Source organism: Candidatus Merdisoma sp. JLR.KK011 (assembly GCF_036941125.1).
Lineage (GTDB): Bacteria > Bacillota > Clostridia > Lachnospirales > Lachnospiraceae > Laedolimicola.
This window is the reverse complement of the sequence record NZ_JAYWSZ010000004.1, coordinates 1,942,802-1,960,857: the sequence shown is the minus strand read 5'-3', so window position 1 is coordinate 1,960,857 and position 18,056 is coordinate 1,942,802. Positions and strand designations below refer to the sequence as shown.

The following is an 18,056-nucleotide window of genomic DNA, read 5'->3' as shown; positions in this document are numbered from 1 at the left end:
TCGCGCAGCGACTTAGAATAGGAGAAATAGAGTATGCCGCCAAAAGCAAAATTTACAAAAGAAGAAATTATTGAAGCCGCATTAAACATTGTCAGGACAGACGGATATGAAGCTTTAACTTCCAGAGCACTTGGAACATACCTCGCCAGCTCGGCAAGACCGATTTTTACGGTATTCAAAAATATGGAAGAAGTGCAGCAGGCTATGATTGAGGCTGCTAAAACGTTGTATAAAGAATATGTCAATAAAGGTTTAGCAGAGGCGCACCCTTTCAAAGGCGTAGGTACGCAATATATTCTTTTTTCTGTTAAGGAGTCAAAGCTTTTTCAGCTCCTCTTTATGACGGAGCAAAAACAAATTCCAGATTTATCAGGTGTACTTCCGCTGATCGATGAAAGCTATGAGCAAATTCTATTATCCATTCAAGATGATTACAAAATCTGCACATCATCTGCGAAAAAGCTATATCATCATCTTTGGATATATACTCACGGAATTGCATCCCTCTGCGCCACAAAAATGTGCCGCTTTACAGACGAAGAAATCAGTACCATGGTTACTGAGGTATGTATGAGCATTTTGAAAAAGATAAAAGAGGAAGAAAATAATGATTAATGTGAAAAATATAATAAAATCATACGGAAACGGAGAAAGCCGATTTCAAGTATTAAAGGACATCAGCCTTGATATTGAGGATCATGATTTTGTGGTTATTCTCGGTGCGTCGGGCTCTGGCAAGTCAACTTTTTTGAATGTAATTTCAGGTCTTGAACGCCCTGACAGCGGTAAAGTGTTTTATGACGGAAAGGATATTACAGCTCTTTCCGACAATGAAATAACTTCATTTCGTAAGGAAACTGTCGGATTTATTTTTCAGCAGTATTATCTGCTGCCCAATATGAGCGTCGATAAAAATGTAAAAATGGGCGCTGACTTAGCAGATAACAAAGATTATAAAACCGTCATTGAGGCAGTTGGACTCAGCGAAAAATTACATAAATATCCCAGCGAACTCTCAGGCGGCGAACAGCAAAGAGTATCTATTGCAAGAGCTTTGGCAAAAAGACCGAGGGTTTTATTTCTTGACGAACCGACAGGGGCATTAGACGAACAAACAGGACGTCAGGTTCTTGACTATATCTGTAAGCTTCAAAAGGAATATGATTTTACAATCATATTGATAACGCACAATCTGAATATTGCGGAAATGGCTGGCACCGTTATAAAAATGAACAGCGGAAAAATATCTGAAATTTATACAAACGAAACGCAAAAGACCGCTTATGAGATTGGATGGTGATGGTATGCTCGTCGGAATAAAAAATGCTTCAAAGCTCATCGGTATTTCCATTATCGCCTGTTGTGCCGTACTTGTATGTACAATGTTTGTGAATTTTTATCTTGATGCCCGGCTCATTGAGAGTGAAATAACATCTGAATTGTCCATGGTTTTTTATCATGCTCAGATTTCTACCGCAAAAGTCGTTTGCCTTGTAAGCGGCGGATGCCTGCTTTTAACTGCGGTCATTATGTTGTTGTTTTATATCAAGCATTATATTGACACGCATAAGAAAGAGCTGGGAATATTAAAAGCATTGGGATATTCGAATATCAAAATTGCAAAAAGCTTTTGGGTATTTGGAATCAGTACTTTTATCGGAACTGCAATCGGATATGCAGGCGCATTTCTTATAATGCCGTGGTTTTACGCTCTGCAAAATGAAGATCACATACTTCCTGAGATCACGATAAATTTTCATCCAAGCATTTTATTTTATTTCGTGGTATTGCCCACTGTGTGTTTTTCGGCGCTTTCAGTTTATTACGCTTGGTACAAATTAAAAAAGCCTGTGCTGCTGCTTTTGAAAGATAATCTACAGACTGCTTCTAAAACACCAAATCACAGAATGGAAAAAAACAGAAAACTGTCGTTTGTAGAGGATTTGAAAAGGAATACCCTGAAATCTAAAAAGGCGCTTGTATTTTTCATTATGTTTGCTTCATTTTGTTTTTCAGCCATGACACAAATGTCATTTCGTATGAAAGATTTTTCAAGTGAAATGATGGGTGTGATGATGCTGGTCATCGGACTTGTATTAGCGTTTACAACTCTGTTTCTTGCCATAACTACAGTAATAAAGGGAAATACAAAAACGATTGCTATGATGAGGGTGTTCGGCTATTCGCAGAAAGAATGCTGCCGGGCAATTCTCGGCGGATACAGACCGCTGTCTTATATTGGTTTTATCATCGGAACAGGATATCAGTACGGATTACTGCGGCTTATGGTGGATATTGTATTTAAAGATATGGGGAACGTACCTGCATATAAATTCGATGTATCCCTTATGCTTATTTCACTCACCGCTTTTATTGTGATTTATGAAATCCTGATGTATGTATATTCTGAAAAAATCAAGAAGATTTCTATCAAGGAAATTATGATTGAGTAACAGAGGAAGTTTATACCGCCGCTATGGATAACACCATAACGGCGGTTTTTCTGTCTGTCCCTGCTTTTCAGGCGGACTGCGCTGTTCTTATCAAATACCTTTCACCGCTGTCCTTCCCGTCAATTATTACATATTGAGAGGATACTTCTCTGTCAGGCTCTTAACCAGGGCTTTTGCCTTCTCCGAAGCCGCTTCGCCTTCTTTGATCATCACAGCCACTGCCTCTGCCACTGTGTCCATATCAGCTTCCTTAAGTCCACGGGCTGTTACTGCCGGCGTTCCAATCCGCACGCCGCTGGTAACGAATGCAGACTTGGGATCATTGGGAATGGTGTTCTTATTGGCTGTAATATTGGCCCCGTCCAGAAGGTGTTCCACTTCCTTGCCGGTCAAATCATAAGGTGTCAGATCCACAAGCATCAGATGATTGTCTGTTCCGCCGGATACAATTTTAATTCCCCGATCCATCAAACCTTTGCAGAGGGCCTGGGCGTTTTTCACAATCTGCTCCTGGTAAGCCTTGTATTCCGGTGTCAGCGCCTCCGCAAAGCAGACGGCTTTTGCTGCAATCACATGCATCAGAGGACCGCCCTGTATTCCCGGAAAGACAGCCTTGTTAAAGTTAAACTTCTTCGCTGTCTCCTCATCGGACATGATCATGCCGCCCCTGGGTCCCCGGAGGGTCTTATGGGTGGTGGTGGTCGTTACATGAGCGTAAGGAATGGGGCTTGGATGAAGCCCTGCCGCTACCAGGCCTGCAATGTGGGCGATATCCACCATCAAATATGCGCCTGCCTCATCGGCAATCTCCCGGAACCGCTTGAAATCAATGGTTCTGGCATAAGCGCTTGCGCCTGCAATGATAAGCTTCGGCCTGCACTCAAGAGCCAGGCGGCGGATCTCCTCATAATCCAGTACGCCGTCGTCATTGACGCCGTAAGGCACAACGTTGAAGTATTTTCCGGAAAAATTGGCAGGACTCCCGTGTGTCAGATGGCCGCCGTGATCCAGATTCTGTCCCATAATGGTGTCACCCGGCTCCAGCATGGCGAATTCCACCGCCATATTGGCCTGTGCTCCGGAATGGGGCTGCACATTTACATACTCGCAGCCGAAGATTTTTTTTGCGCGTTCAATCGCCAGATCCTCCACAACGTCCACACATTCGCAGCCGCCGTAGTACCGCTTTCCGGAATAGCCTTCCGCATATTTATTCGTTAAAGGGCTTCCCATAGCTGCCATTACTGCCTTGGATACCCAGTTTTCTGATGCAATCAATTCAATGTGGCTGTTCTGCCGATCCATCTCAGCCTGGATGGCGGCCGCAACCTCGCTGTCTACTGCTTTCACTTCCTCAAAAGAATACATTTAGTCCCTCCTATTCCAGTTCCGCAACCCCTGGACAGTGCACCTATATCCAGAAGAATTTCCAGCCGCAAAAAACGCGTCTGAAATCCTTCTGTGCACTGTCCAGGAGCTGCTGTTTTCATCTTGTTTTCTGGTACGCACCGTTTGTCTTTCTATGGCGTACATTTGTCTTTTCAACACATGCTCCATTATATGCGGGGGCATGCAAAAAAGCAAGTACTTTTTCGATTATTTTATCAGCTCTGATTCACACACTTATTATTTCATGGTATACTGTTTTTATCCCGGTTTCACACAAGTGCGCTGGAAGAAACTTATAGATTCAAAATCTTGTTTGCTGTGGGAAAAAGCTTCCCTGTCACGCATGGAGGTACTTATGAAAATACACGATATCCTGTTCTGCTATCTGATATTTATGAACATCCTTTCTTTTCTACTGATGGGCACGGATAAACACAAAGCCCGTCACAAAAAATGGCGTATCCCGGAAAAAACCTTGTTTCTAACCGCAATCCTGGGCGGCAGCATCGGCTCTATTCTGGGAATGCAGCTTTTCCGGCATAAAACAAGGCACCTGACCTTTGTCGCCGGAATGCCGTGTATTCTGATTGTCCAGATTCTTCTGGCAGTGTATTTGCTATAATGTCATATAAAATGCAAAGGCTGTTCACAAATTCCGTATCACATTGAAAATGGCAGTTCCAAGAACTCCAAGCTGAACCATATGGAAAGCCTTTTCCACTTCTTTTTCAGAAAGCTTCCTGCTGCATACAGTTCCGCAATATCATTAATCCTTTCTTTCTCTTTTGTTTCCTGCTATAATAAACAGGACAGCTTCCAGGAAGGAGTGGATTGTATTGAAGCAGCTTTCTCTTATGCTGAAGCCAGCCTCGTCTCTGTGCAACATGCGCTGCCGATATTGTTTTTATTCGGATGTAAGCAGTCTGCGGGAACAGGCTTCTTTTGGCATAATGCCCCCCGAAACACGAAAAAGCATACTGGAGCATACTTTTTCCCAGCTGGATGCCGGAGACTCTGTCACCATTGCATTCCAGGGAGGGGAGCCTACTCTGGCCGGGCTTGACTGGTTTGAGCAGATGACCGAGGAGATCTCCTGTCTGGCAGTACCTGGTCTCCGTGTCTCCTATGCCCTTCAGACGAATGGACTTTCCTTGGACAAACAGTGGACAGCCTTTTTAAAAAAGAACCGATTTCTGGTGGGCCTGTCCTTGGACGGCCCCCGGGAGTTCCATGATATTTGTCGTCCGGATGTTTTCGGAAAAGGAACCTTCTCCCGTATCGCAGCCGCAAAAAAGCTGCTGGAGCGCTGCGAAGTTCCCTATAATATTCTAATGGTGCTTACCAATTCACTGGCCCGCCACCCACAGCAGATCTGGAACTTTCTGAAAAAAGAAAACATTGGTTATGTCCAGTTTATTCCGTGCCTGGGTCCGCTGGATGCGGAAATGTCTAAGTATGCCCTGACTCCCAGGCGTTATGCTGACTTTTATACACAACTGTTTGAATATTGGTTTCCAGAAACTTTAAACGGACACTTTCGAAGCATTAAGCTGTTTGACGATCTGTTGAACCTCCTTGCACGAGGAGATGAGACTGCATGCGGAATTACCGGAAAATGTTACGGGCAGCTTATTGTAGAGGCTGACGGCAGCGTGTACCCATGTGATTTTTATGCCTTGGATACCTGGTGCCTCGGCAATCTTAAAGCAAGTACCATCCGCCAGGTATATGAGGCGCCGCAGATGTCTGCGTTTTGTTCCCGTCCCAGAGAACTTCCAGCCCTGTGCGGTTCCTGCCCCTATTTCCATATCTGCGGCGGCGGCTGTCCCCGTATGCGCAGTGAAGTGTTTTGTTCTCCCAAGGACGGTTTCTGCGGCCACCGCGCTTTTCTGGATGCTGCATTTGCACGGCTTGAACATCTGGCAAGACTGTTATGATGATAAGGGGCTGCCTTATTTCGGCAGCCCCTTACCTGTGCTATAAGATATTATGTATCCGGCTCTGCCAGGAGCCATCATAAATCCTCCAATAAACCTTGTATAATCATCCTCCTGGGTATATCTCTTATTAAATCCCATACTTCCATAAGGATCCTTCAAATGATGCGTTAAATTTTATCATATTTGTATTTTAAGTCAATTGTATATTTCTAACATATTTTATTTGTCATTTTTGTTTATTTTTCATATATTATATTTTTTTCTTTTGTTTTTCCTAAAATTTCTATGGAATTTTCTCTGATTTTTCAAGCCAAAAAAGAGAACACTCAAGTGTTCTCTTTTTAAAAAGTTGCGATTCAAAAGTTTTATAATACTTGTACGCCGCTTTTTGCCAGTTTCTTTATAATCTGAGATTCCAGCATACCGTCTGTGACTAATATATCAACTGCATCCAGGGATATTTTCTGCGGCATCAATGCATAATTAACCTTTGAGGAATCCATCAGCATAACCACTTTGTCTGACTGTTTAATCACCATAGAAATGGCCGCAGCCGTCATTTCGGAAAAATAAGAAAATCCATAATCCGGATGAAACCCCGGCGTTCCAAGGAAGGAAATATTAAAATGCATTTCCTCCAGCTGCTTTAAAACAGCCAGGCCTTCTATCCGCATGGTATTCATATCTACTTCGCCGCCCAGAATCTGTACTGTCAGATCATTCCTTTTTGGAAAATTAATTGCTGTATATAAGCCATCCGAAAAAACATACATAGGTATTTGGGGCAGGCGTTTCGCCAGCTCTGCACAGGTACTTCCCGCAGTAACAAGATTGCCTGGCGCCGTTTCCCGATATTACGTCCCAACTATTTTCCTCCTCATCCGACCTTGTCATTTTTTACTACCGCAATGTGCACGTCCTTAAGCTGCTGTGGATCCACCTCGGCCGGTGCGCCCATCATCACATCCTGGGCTGTCTTGTTCATGGGGAAGGGAATGATCTCCCGGATGCTCTCCTCCCCGGCAATCAGCATCACCATACGGTCCACGCCGGGAGCAATGCCTGCATGGGGCGGCGCTCCGTAACAGAAGGCATTGTACATCGCCGGGAATTTGGCCTTCACATCCTCCTCGCCCAGACCGACCAGTTCAAAAGCCTTCACCATAATCTCCGGATCATGATTCCGAACCGCGCCGGATGACAGCTCCACGCCGTTGCAGACCAGGTCATACTGATAGGCGTAGATATCCAAAGGCTCCTTCTCCAGCAGATCCTTCATGCCGCCCTGGGGCATGGAAAATGGATTGTGGCAGAATTCCAGTTTTCCCGACTCCTCCCCAATCTCATACATGGGGAAGTCCACGATCCAGCAAAATTCATAGCATTCCTTATTCATATGGCCTTCGACAGTATTTCCCAGAATCTTGCGGAACACGCCGGCTGTTTTCTGGGCAGTCTCCTTCTTTCCTGCTGCCAATCCTACAAAATCCCCCGGCTTAAGGGAAAGGGCTTCCACAACTGCCTCTTTCCGGTCTGCCAAAAACTTAGAAATGCCGCCGACCAGCTCGCCTTTTTCGTCCAAACGGAACCAGTACGCCTTATTTCCTGTCTGAACCTCCACATCGGCACACATTTTATCAATCACTTTTCTCGTAGCGCCAAAACCGCTAAACACCACCGCCTGGACATTCTGTCCCTCAAAAGGCCCGAAACCGCAGCCCTCCATACAGGCCGCAGCGTCCGTAAGAGTCAGATCAATCCGCAGATCCGGCTTGTCCGATCCGTACCGCTCCATGGCTTCATGGAAGGAAATACGTTTAAAGGGTGCCTTTGAGGCCGTATGATAAGTGCCGTATTTTGCAAAAATGGGTGGAAGCACATCCTCCAGCACCGCAAATACATCCTCCTGGGTGGCAAAGGCCATCTCCATATCAAGCTGATAGAACTCTCCCGGAGAACGATCCGCTCTGGCATCCTCATCCCGAAAACAGGGGGCAATCTGGAAATAGCGGTCAAAACCCGATGTCATCAAAAGCTGCTTAAACTGCTGGGGCGCCTGGGGCAGGGCATAAAATTTTCCCGGATGATTTCTGGAGGGTACCAGGTAGTCTCTTGCGCCCTCCGGGGAGGAGCAGGTGAGAATCGGTGTGGTGATCTCCAGAAAGCCGTGATCGGTCATGCTTTTTCTCAATTCCGCAACCACGCTGCAGCGCAGGATAATGCGGTCCTTGACTGCCGGATTGCGCAGATCCAGGTAGCGGTAACGCAGACGTGTATTTTCGTCCGCCTCCTTGGAGCGGTTAATCTCAAAGGGCAGCTCATTGTAGCGGCATTTGCCCAGAACTTCTATCTGCTCCGGCACAACCTCAATATCGCCTGTGGGCAGATTGGGGTTCTTGCTGGAACGCTCCCGTACCACTCCTGTGATGGAGAGGGTGGATTCCGTGTTCACGCCGGAAAGCTTCTCCATCATCTCCTCGGTTTCAATAACAAACTGGGTGGTTCCGTAAAAATCGCGCAGAATGAGAAAGCCTAAGTTCTTGCTGACCTTCCGCAGATTCTCATACCATCCCGTTAAAGTAACAGCCTGACCTGCATGCTCTATACGAAGATCATTGCAGGTATGGGTTCTTGATTGAAACATTTCTGTCCCTCCATTAATAGTTCCGTATATCCCCATTCAGCACCGGTACAGGAGATGTTCCGGCCGCAAAATACATGCAGCCGTAAATCCATCTGGCGCTTCATGGGGATATACTGTTTTCAGTTCCCTATATCCCTATATATTTCCTTATGCAAACAATTCCGGCAGTCTGGAAAGCTCTGTCTCCGCCTGCTCTCCCGTTTCCATATCCTTTACGCTGGCTGTGCCCTTTTCCAGCTCATTGGCGCCAATGATCACGACTTTTTTCGCCCCAATCTTGTTGGCATACTTCATCTGGGCCTTCACGCTGCGATCCATATAATCGGTTTCTACGATCAGCCCACGGCTCCGGATTTCATTTACCAGACTAAAAGCCCTTGCCTTGGCCTCGGATCCCAAGATTCCCACATAGAGATCCGGCGTCTCCATCGGCGGAAGTTCCACGCCCTCTTTTTCCAGGAAATAAAGAATGCGCTCGATTCCCATTCCAAAGCCCACAGAAGGAATATCCTGCTTCTCGTCAATCTCGTGAATCAGTCCGTCGTAGCGTCCGCCGCCGCAGAGGGTAAATCCCTCCTGGTTCACAAACTCAAACACCGTCTTGGTGTAATAATCCAATCCCCTGACAATGCCCGTATCCACCTCAAAGGGAATCCCAAGCTGGGTCAGCAGGCTTTGAAGCTCCTCAAAATGAGTCCTGCATTCCTCATCCAGATACTGGATGGTTCTGGGAGCGTCCTTCACAATCTCTTTGCACTCGGGGACCTTGCAGTCAATGACCCTGAGGGGATTCTTCTGCATCCGCTCCCGGCAGGTAGGACACAGCTTGTCCTCATGCTTTTTCAGATAAGACAAAAGGGCATCGTTGTAAGACTTTTTACAGTTGGGACAGCCGATGCTGTTAATGTGAAGCTTTGCATCCTTTAACCCCAGCTTTTCAATAAAGGCAGTCACCAGGGAAATCAGCTCTACCTCCGCCAGCGGGCTCTTAGCCCCCACAAATTCCACACCAAACTGATGATGCTGGCGGAGCCTTCCGCTCTGGGGCTTCTCATAGCGGAAAGCCTGGGTGACATAATACAGCTTGGCCGGAGCCGGATTCGCATACAGGTTATGCTCCAGATAGGCACGCATAACGCCTGCCGTTCCCTCCGGCTTTAAGGTGATGCTGCGATCCCCCTTGTCCGTAAAGGTGTACATCTCCTTCTGTACAACATCCGTAGTCTCTCCCACACCGCGCTGAAACAGTACGGTATGCTCAAACATCGGAGTGATAATCTCCGTCATATGATAAGTACGGGCCAGCTCTCTGGCAAGCTTTTCTACATAAGCACGCCTGTGCATCCGCTCGCCGTACCAGTCCTCTACGCCTCTTGGGGCCTGTGTAATCATAATAATTTCCTCCTATTTTTAATCGCTGCGCGATGGCTCTAAAGGGTAAAGCCGCTTCGACACACCGGGAATGAGAGAAACTTTTATTCGAAAAGCTCTCATAAAAGTTCCTCTCGTGCGCCTTTGCGGCTTTACCTAATCGCTGCGCGATGGCTCTAAAGGGTAAAGCCGCTTCGACACACCGGGAATGAGAGAAACTTTTATTCGAAAAGCACTCATAAAAGTTTCTCTCGTGCGCCTTTGCGGCTTTACCTAATCGCTGCGCAACAGCTCTAAAGGGTAAAGCCGATTTATTCCAGTTCCGCTATTCCAACCCGAAAGCTTCTGGGCGCCCATTTGTGCTGCAGCTCCTCATCGTGGATCACGGTCTGAAAAGCCAGAAATACCTTCATATCAAAATTTTTGACTTCCTCAATCATCAGCTCTATGGCTGTCTGCCTGTCAAATGCTCTCCGGTAGGGCCGGTCTGAGGTAAGGGCCGCAAACGTATCGCAGACCCGTAAAATCCTTGCTCCCACAGGAATCTGAGTTCCGGCCAGATTTTCTGGATACCCGGAGCCGTCATAATTTTCATGGTGATAGAGAATGCTCTCCAAAACATTATCCGAAAAATCATATCGGATCAAGGTCTCGTAGCCCAGTCTTGGATGCATCCGCACATACTTCATTTCCTCAATATTCAAAGTATCCTCATCTCTGCCATACAGATAGCCGGAGATCCTAAGCTTCCCGATGTCATGGAGCATCCCTGCCACCGCCAGCTCATGGCACGGGTCCTCATAAAGTCCATACTGCTTTGCCACACAGTAGGCCAGGTTGCTGACACAGATTGCATGCCTCAATTCCTCTGTAGCATCGTCCTCAAACATCGTCCAATCGTCTGCCGCCGCTTCTCTCAATGCTGCCTCTCTCATTGTCTCACCTAAACTCCACAAGCCGCTGCAACAGCCCGTTCACCGGAACCGTTACAAGTGATTCGCTGCAAAAAAGATTCTCTTACGTTCGATCATTTCCTCGATTCTGCCTATATACTGAGCCACATCCTTCACATTCTCCACGCGCTCAATATGCTCCGCCCCAAAGACAAACTTCGAAGCTCCGCCTGCGCCTGCGGCCAGAATCGTCTGTTTCTCCTCCATAATCAGTATATTGTAAATTCCGGCTTTGTCAACCTTTGCATAGCCTACATTTTCAAAATTTCCCGCCATATTCTTCTGGCGGTAAAGATAATAAGGGTAAAGTCCCTGCTCCACGCAGCTTTGATAAGCCAGATCCATGATTTCCTGGCTGTTCTTAAGCCCCATCTCCCGGTATTCCTCCTGGAACAGCTTAAGGCGCGCCGCCCGCTTTACCGCCAGGGAATGGACGGTGATGCTGTCCGGGCCCAAAGTCCGAAGCTCTTCCAGGGTGTGACGCACCTGGGGCAGCTCCTCCCCCGGCAGGCCCACAATCAAATCCATGTTGATATTGTCAAACCCGGCCTCCCTTGCCATGAAAAATGCTTCCTTCGTCTGTTCCACTGTATGCCGCCGTCCGATGATGTCCAGCGTCTCCTGGTTCATGGTCTGAGGATTCACCGAAACCCGTGTCACCCCATGAGCCTTCAGCGTCCGGAACTTTTCGGGCGTCACGCTGTCCGGCCGCCCGGCCTCCACAGTCAGCTCCCGAAGCTGCCCGTAATCAAAGGCTTCCTCCAGAACACACATCAGCCGGTGAAGCTGCTTTTCCGTAAGCGTGGTAGGCGTGCCGCCTCCTACATAAATGGTATTCAGCTTCCTGCCTTTATAAGCCTTTCCAAGAAAACGAAGCTCCGAAAAAAGCGCTTCCAGATAAGTATCCACCTGCTTCTCCCACCGATTTAAAGGAGAAGAGGAAAAAGAACAGTACAGACAGATGCTGGGACAAAAGGGAATCCCCACATACAGGCTGTATCCCTCCTGGTAGTCAAGGCCTTTCAGCACCTCCCGTTCCCGGTTTGCAATGGACACAGCCAGGGCCGTTTTCTCATTGCTGCATAGATAGGCGCTCCGCATATAATCCGCAATTTCCACATTGGATCTGCCCTGCTCCAGCATTGCCATGGGAATCTTCACCGGCCGGATTCCCGTAAGTGTTCCCCAGGGCAGCTTCCTGCCTGTATAATCAGAGAGCACTCTGTAAATAAGCTGCTTTAACTGGTTTTTCACAAGCTTCCGCTCTGGATCCTCCACACAAACACGGCTCTTCTTCTGAAGAGCCTCATTTTCATATACTGCAAATTCGATTTCCTCATTCCCTATGGACGCCTTCATCCGTAAAGGCGTTTCTTCCGTAAACTCCGGCTTTTCACGGACATTTACTTCCTCCTCCGGGTAAAAAGCCTTGATTAAGGAATGAATGTCGTATGCAAAGCTTTCCTGGTTGATCTTTACTTCTATCATCTTCTATCTCATCCCATATATGGATTGTACTTCTTCTCATGCCCGATCGTAGTCGTTTCCTCATGGCCCGGATACACCTTCACGTCCTCCGGCAGCGTAAGAAGCTTCTCCTTCACAGACCGCACAAGGGCCGAAAGGCTCCCTCCCGGAAAATCCGTCCGCCCGATGGAACCGCAAAAAAGCGTATCGCCGCTGAACAGCGCCTTCTCCTTTGGCTGGTAATAACAGCAGCCTCCCGGGGTATGTCCCGGCGTGAGAAGCATCCGAAGGTTTATGCCGGCTTCCTCAAACTCCTGTCCGTCCTTTAAAAGCACATCCGGCTCCACCGTAACCGATACGCCGAAGAGGGCCTTTGACAGATTCTGTGTCGGATCGAGAAGCAGCCCTTTTTCCGCCTCCGACGCGTAAACCTTCACTCCAAAGTCTCGTTTCAAATCCGAAACTGCCAGAATGTGATCCCCATGTCCGTGTGTCAGCAGAACCGCCTTCAGCATAAGCCCTTCGTCCACGGCCTTCCTGCCGATCACATCCGCCCTGTCCGCCGGATCTACCACAATCGTCTCCAAGGTTTCCTCATTGATCAGAAGATAGCAGTTGGTATGCACATCTCCCAAAACAAGCGTCTTTATTCTCATGCTTCCCTGTTATCCTTTCCTTGCTACCCCATAGCCCGTTCAATATCCAGAACACTCTCCACCTGATGAAGCTTCTCCGCAATCCGCTGGAGCTCATCCTTGCCGCCGATATCAAAGGTAATAGAAATAGTCGCCGTCCCCTGCTTGCTGGTCCGCACATTGATGCTGGTCATATCAATCCCCCGTTCCGTAAAAATCCGGGAAATATCCACCAGCAGCCCTGTCCGGTTGTTTGCGTAAATCTTAATCTCCGTAGCATACTTCTCCCCAGAAGCTGCGGCTCCCATGTCCTGCCACTCTGCATCAATCAGACGCCGCCGCTCCAGCTCCTGAAGATTCAGCACATTGATGCAATCGGTCCGATGAATGGAAACGCCCCGTCCCCGGGTAACAAACCCAATGATCTCGTCCCCCGGAACCGGACTGCAGCACTTGGAAAACCGCACGGACACATCCGAAAGACCTTTGACCACAATTCCGCTCTTAGATTTGGTAATGCGGATCTTGCTGTCCTTGTTGTCGGCTACCGCCTCCATAACCTTCTCGTCGGTAAATTCCTTTTTGTGGAGCTTATCATACTCCTCTGTCATCTTATTGATGACCTGGCCTTCCTTCAGGCCGCCGTGCCCGATAGCCGCCAAAACGGAATCCCAGTCCCGGAAGCCGTATTTGCGCATGACTACATTCTGAAATTCCGGCTTCATAATGTCGGACATCACAATGGACTTTACCTTGCAGTACTGGGCAAGCATCTCCTTGCCCCTTAAAATATTCTCATCCTTGAACTGATGCTTAAACCACTGGTTAATCTTATTTTTCGCCTGGGTGCTCTTAACCACATTCAGCCAGTCTCGGCTGGGCCCCCTGGAATTCTGAGAGGTCAGCACCTCAATGCGGTCGCCGTTCTGAATGGTATAGTCGATGGTCACCAGCTTGCCGTTGACCCTGGCCCCAATCATCTTATTGCCCACGGCGCTGTGGACACTGTAGGCAAAATCAATGGGGGTTGAACCGCTTGGCAGGGTTTTCACGTCTCCCGTAGGCGTAAAGCAGTAAACGCTCTCAGAAAAGAGATCCAAATCGCTCTTTAAGAGATTCATAAACTCCTTATTGTCGGACATGTCCCGCTGCCACTCCAGAATCTGCCGCAGCCAGCTCATCTTCTCCGCTTCCTGCTGATCCACCGTCTTTTTGCCGTCGCTGCTCTCCTTATACTTCCAGTGGGCCGCAATTCCGTACTCGGCAGTCTTATGCATGTCAAAGGTACGGATCTGAATCTCAAAGGGCTGTCCGGTAGGCCCGATAAGCGTCGTGTGAAGAGACTGGTACATATTGGGCTTGGGCATGGCCACATAGTCCTTAAACCGCCCCGGAATAGGCGTATACATCTCGTGAATGACACCCAGAGCCGCATAGCAGTCCTTCACCGTATCCACAATAATCCGCACGGCAAATAAGTCATAAATCTGATCCAGCGTCTTATTCTGATTCACCATTTTCTTATAGATGCTGAAAAAGTGCTTTACGCGGCCGTCCACGTGGGCGTCAATGCCGCCGTTTTTCATATGGCATTTGACTTCCTGCACAATTCTCTGGACAAAAGCCTCCCTTGCGCTTTTCTTATCGGAAATCTGCTCCTTCAGCTCATAGTAAACCTCCGGCTCCAGGTACTTAAGGGACAGATCGTCCAGTTCATTTTTGACCTTGGAAATACCCAGCCTCTGAGCAATGGGCGCATAAATATCCATGGTCTCCCGGGCCTTTTCCTTCTGCTTCTCCGGCTTCATATACTGGAGCGTCCGCATATTGTGAAGGCGGTCTGCAAGCTTAATCAGAATCACACGGATATCCTTGGCCATGGCCAGAAACATCTTCCGCAGATTCTCCGCCTGGATCTCAATCTTATCCTTGGAGTAGGACAGCTGCCCCAGCTTGGTAACGCCGTCCACCAAAAGAGCAACCTCTTCGCTGAACTCCCTGGCAATCTCCTCGGTCGTCATAACCGTATCCTCCACCGCGTCATGGAGAAGCCCGGACACAATCGTCTCCTTGTCAAGCTCTAAGTCCGCTAAAATAATGGCAACACAAAGAGGATGAATAATATAAGGTTCACCCGATTTGCGAAGCTGTCCCTCATGGGCTTTGAAGGCAATTTGATATGCTTTTTCAATCATGGAAATATCTGCGGAGGGATGATATTTGCGCACGCTTTTAATCAATTCCTGGTAAAGCTCCGCCGGATCTGTAAAATCCTGCATCGTCTTTACATTCTCATCCGCTCTGGCCAAAGCCCCGTCCCGGTCCTTTACACCAATTTTCATTTCTGCCATCTGTCAATCACCTGCTTCTATCTCTATACTGCTGCCAAAATCCGCCGCCATCATTTCATTCATCCAGAAAATCCGGGAAAGCTCCAAAAAAGTACCGGCCTTTTCCTAATTCCCTTCGTAACGAATCACAGAAGCCACATCATACTTCGACAGCTTCTCCCGTCCCTTAAGCCCGGCAAGCTCCATCAGAAAAATAATCTTCACAACCTCGCCGCCAAGCTCCTCCACAAGCTGGGCTGCCGCCTGTATGGTTCCTCCCGTCGCAATCAGATCATCCACCAGAACCACCTTCTGCCCCGGCTTAATGGAATCCTTGTGCATCTCAATCACCGCGCTGCCATACTCCAAATCATATTCCTTGGAAACCGTCTCACAGGGCAGCTTTCCCTTCTTGCGCACCAGCACAAAAGGCTTATTCAGGTTATACGCAATGGGAGTTCCAAACACAAAGCCCCTGGACTCAGCCCCCACCACCACATCAAAATCAACATCCTTTAACAGCTCCTGCATAGAATCAATTGCCAGTCTCAGGCCATCCGCATCCTGCAGCACAGAAGTCACATCACGGAAAATAATCCCCTCCTCCGGAAAATCCGGAATACTCCTTACATATTCTTCCAATCTCTTCATCCTTTTATGCTCCTTTAGCAAAAGTAACTAACATCACAAACAACAGGGCACCCGCCCTCCCCACACCACGCAGAAGGCCTCCCCTGTTCACCAATGGAACACATTATAGCACGAATCCCCCCATTTGACAACACTTTAAGCCATTCCCACAAAGATCTGCAAAAATAAAACCCCCAAAACCTTCCACCCCCAAGGTAAAAGTTCATCCGCACCGGCACACAGGCGTTTCCAATATCAAGTGTCCGGCTGTTCGCGCACATGCTGTCTGCTTGGGACGGACATTACCCACCAAAAAAAATCCCTTCCAAAAAGCCAAAGATAATGTCCGTCCAAAGCAGACAGCATGTACGCGAACCGTCCGAACACAGATATGGAAACGCCTGTGTGCCGGTGCGGATGAACTTTTACCCCCCCCCTACCGATAAGCATCCACCACCAACTGCACCGTCCTCCTCCCCATATACTCATTCACCTCCGGATAATAAAGAATCGAGATCCGCTCCTTCCCCTCTATGTACTCCAAATCCCCCTGGACATCCCCAAAGCTCAAGGCCTCCATCCGATTCCCGTTCCCATCCTCCAGCACCAGCTTTAACACATTGGCATTCTTCCCAATAATCCGCGCACTTCTGACAAACAGATTCCCGGCAGCAAACAGAGGCTTCTCATTCCCTTTTCCAAAAGGCTCCAAAAGCTCCAGCTCCCGAATCAGCTGCTCCCCCGCATACACAATCGGCAGCACTGCATCAAAAGTCTCCCTGGGAACCAAATCCTCCTCTGTCAGCGTACAGTTCTCATTCAGCCTTTGCCGAAGCTCCTCCACCTTACTGCGCTCCATCGAAAGCCCCGCAGCCATCGGATGCCCTCCAAACCGGGTAAAAAGCTCCTCCACCTTCATCATTTCCTCAAACATATGATACCCTGCAATAGAACGTCCGGAGCCCTTGACCCCGTCCTCCCCGTCCGTCAAAATAAAACAGGGACGGTAAAACTGCTCCCGGATCCGCCCGGCAATAATCCCGGCCAGGCTCTCATGGCACTCCGGCAGGTAAACCACCAAAACCCGATCCCTTCCAAGCTCAGTCTCCTCAATCTGCCTCCTGGCTTCCTCCGTCCCCTTCACCGTAAGCGCCTTCCTGCTGTCATTAAGCGCCTTCAAGTCCCCGGCCAGGGCCTCCGCCTCCTCCCGGCTCTCAGCCCCCAGAAGATTCAAGGCACGTTTCGCCGTATCCAGACGGCCGCTGGCATTGATGCAGGGTCCAAGCACAAACCCGATGTGGTAAGCTGTAAGCCGCTTCCCCTCCAGGCCGTTCACCGTAATCAGAGCCCGATACCCCAGATTCTTAGTCTGCTCCAGCCTTTTCAGCCCATACCGCACCAAAATCCGGTTCTCTCCCTGAAGCTCCATAATATCCCCCACGGTAGCCACCGCCGCAAACTCCGCCAGGTCAAGGGCCTCCTCCCTGGAAATCCCCTCCGCCCGATAGAGCGCTTCCACCAGCCTCCAGGCCACCGCAGCCCCGCAAAGCATCTTAAAAGGATATCCGCAATCCGCCTGCTTCGGATTCACAATCACATCCGCAGGAGGCAGAACAAAAATCCGCTCCCCCTCCTCCTCCCGAAAAGGAATCTCATGGTGATCTGTCACCACCACCGTCATTCCAAGCTCCTTCGCAAACCCAATCTCCGCAGAAGCAGCAATCCCATTATCACAAGTCACAATCGTATCCACCCCAGCCTCATACGCCTCCCGGATCAGATTCTCATTCACCCCATACCCGTCTTTCATGCGGTCCGGAATCACCGTATCCACCCTGGCGCCAATCCTCCGAAGCCCCGTAAGCAGAATATGCGTTGCATTCACCCCGTCAATATCATAATCCCCAATAATCCGGACTGAAGCCCCTTCATCCCTCTTCTCCCGAAGAAGCGAAACCGCCTCCTCCATTCCCTTCATCAAAAAAGGATCCGCAAGACACTCCATCCCCCCATAAAGATACCCCCGAACCGCCTCCTCACTCATCCCGGCCCGATTTCGAATCATCCGCACCGTCAAAGGGCTAACCCCAAGCCCCTGCGCCATCTCCCGATTCCCCTCCATCCGCGCCGCCTCAATCCACCGGCCTCTCATATCCAATCTCCTCTCCAATCAAAAAACACTCACACAACACCTGCCTGCCAAATACACAACTAAAATCCACAATCCATCTTAAACTCCGCCCC

At 48.7% G+C, this 18,056-nt stretch carries 14 protein-coding genes and 1 pseudogene; 5 read left to right on the top strand and 10 right to left on the bottom strand.

The features are described 5' to 3' along the window. Positions 1-33: 33 nt before the first annotated feature. From VV089_RS23240 to VV089_RS23230, 3 genes are read left to right on the top strand one after another with little or no spacing between them, the layout of a single operon-like run. Complete coding sequence (locus VV089_RS23240; protein ID WP_172544199.1) at positions 34-615, top strand: TetR/AcrR family transcriptional regulator; 582 nt, start codon at positions 34-36, stop codon at positions 613-615. Continuing rightward, entirely contained in the window at positions 608-1,300 is a 693-nt protein-coding gene (locus tag VV089_RS23235) for an ABC transporter ATP-binding protein (RefSeq protein WP_334337574.1), read from the top strand. Before VV089_RS23240 ends, VV089_RS23235 begins: the two co-directional genes overlap by 8 nt. Beyond that, the gene (locus VV089_RS23230) at positions 1,284-2,453 is read left to right on the top strand and encodes an ABC transporter permease (RefSeq protein ID WP_334337573.1); all 1,170 of its coding nucleotides are present in this window, start codon (positions 1,284-1,286) and stop codon (positions 2,451-2,453) included. The genes VV089_RS23235 and VV089_RS23230 overlap by 17 nt, the downstream gene beginning before the upstream one ends. Before the next feature lie 126 nt (positions 2,454-2,579). On the opposite strand, the gene glyA is transcribed toward VV089_RS23230, so the two are convergent. Further along, entirely contained in the window at positions 2,580-3,821 is a 1,242-nt protein-coding gene (gene glyA, locus VV089_RS23225) for a serine hydroxymethyltransferase (RefSeq protein ID WP_334337572.1), read from the bottom strand. Between the two features lie 376 nt (positions 3,822-4,197). On the opposite strand from glyA, the gene VV089_RS23220 reads away from it, so the two are divergent. Both VV089_RS23220 and VV089_RS23215 read left to right on the top strand, forming a co-directional pair. Beyond that, positions 4,198-4,464: a DUF1294 domain-containing protein gene (locus VV089_RS23220; RefSeq protein ID WP_334337571.1), complete on the top strand. Its 267-nt coding sequence runs from the start codon at positions 4,198-4,200 to the stop codon at positions 4,462-4,464. A gap of 214 nt (positions 4,465-4,678) precedes the next feature. After that, positions 4,679-5,779 carry a radical SAM/SPASM domain-containing protein gene (locus VV089_RS23215; protein ID WP_334337570.1) on the top strand — a complete coding sequence of 367 codons (1,101 nt, stop codon included), beginning with the start codon at positions 4,679-4,681 and terminating at the stop codon, positions 5,777-5,779. 368 nt (positions 5,780-6,147) lie between these two features. On the opposite strand, the pseudogene VV089_RS23210 reads toward VV089_RS23215, so the two are convergent. From VV089_RS23210 to recJ, 9 genes and pseudogenes are all read right to left on the bottom strand, one after another. Continuing rightward, a pseudogene (locus VV089_RS23210) lies at positions 6,148-6,597 on the bottom strand (hypothetical protein); the annotation flags it as partial. A gap of 62 nt (positions 6,598-6,659) precedes the next feature. After that, on the bottom strand, positions 6,660-8,426 hold the full coding sequence (aspS, locus tag VV089_RS23205) for an aspartate--tRNA ligase (RefSeq protein WP_334337569.1): 1,767 nt from the start codon (positions 8,424-8,426) through the stop codon (positions 6,660-6,662). A 147-nt stretch (positions 8,427-8,573) separates the two neighbouring features. Continuing rightward, positions 8,574-9,818, bottom strand: coding sequence for a histidine--tRNA ligase (gene hisS, locus VV089_RS23200; protein ID WP_334337568.1), 1,245 nt, complete (start codon positions 9,816-9,818; stop codon positions 8,574-8,576). Positions 9,819-10,108: 290 nt separating this feature from the next. Continuing rightward, a complete protein-coding gene (locus tag VV089_RS23195; RefSeq protein WP_334337567.1) occupies positions 10,109-10,732 on the bottom strand; it encodes an HD-GYP domain-containing protein in 624 nt (207 codons plus the stop codon). 51 nt (positions 10,733-10,783) lie between these two features. Further along, entirely contained in the window at positions 10,784-12,238 is a 1,455-nt protein-coding gene (hemZ, locus tag VV089_RS23190) for a coproporphyrinogen dehydrogenase HemZ (protein WP_334337566.1), read from the bottom strand. An 8-nt stretch (positions 12,239-12,246) separates the two neighbouring features. Continuing rightward, the gene (locus tag VV089_RS23185; protein WP_334337565.1) at positions 12,247-12,873 is read right to left on the bottom strand and encodes an MBL fold metallo-hydrolase; all 627 of its coding nucleotides are present in this window, start codon (positions 12,871-12,873) and stop codon (positions 12,247-12,249) included. Between the two features lie 23 nt (positions 12,874-12,896). Then, the gene (locus VV089_RS23180) at positions 12,897-15,203 is read right to left on the bottom strand and encodes a RelA/SpoT family protein (protein ID WP_172544546.1); all 2,307 of its coding nucleotides are present in this window, start codon (positions 15,201-15,203) and stop codon (positions 12,897-12,899) included. Positions 15,204-15,308: 105 nt separating this feature from the next. Further along, positions 15,309-15,833: an adenine phosphoribosyltransferase gene (locus VV089_RS23175; RefSeq protein WP_334337564.1), complete on the bottom strand. Its 525-nt coding sequence runs from the start codon at positions 15,831-15,833 to the stop codon at positions 15,309-15,311. Between the two features lie 415 nt (positions 15,834-16,248). Beyond that, positions 16,249-17,964 (bottom strand): single-stranded-DNA-specific exonuclease RecJ, encoded by a 1,716-nt coding sequence (recJ, locus tag VV089_RS23170; protein ID WP_172544544.1) that lies wholly within the window; start codon positions 17,962-17,964, stop codon positions 16,249-16,251. Positions 17,965-18,056 lie beyond the last annotated feature (92 nt).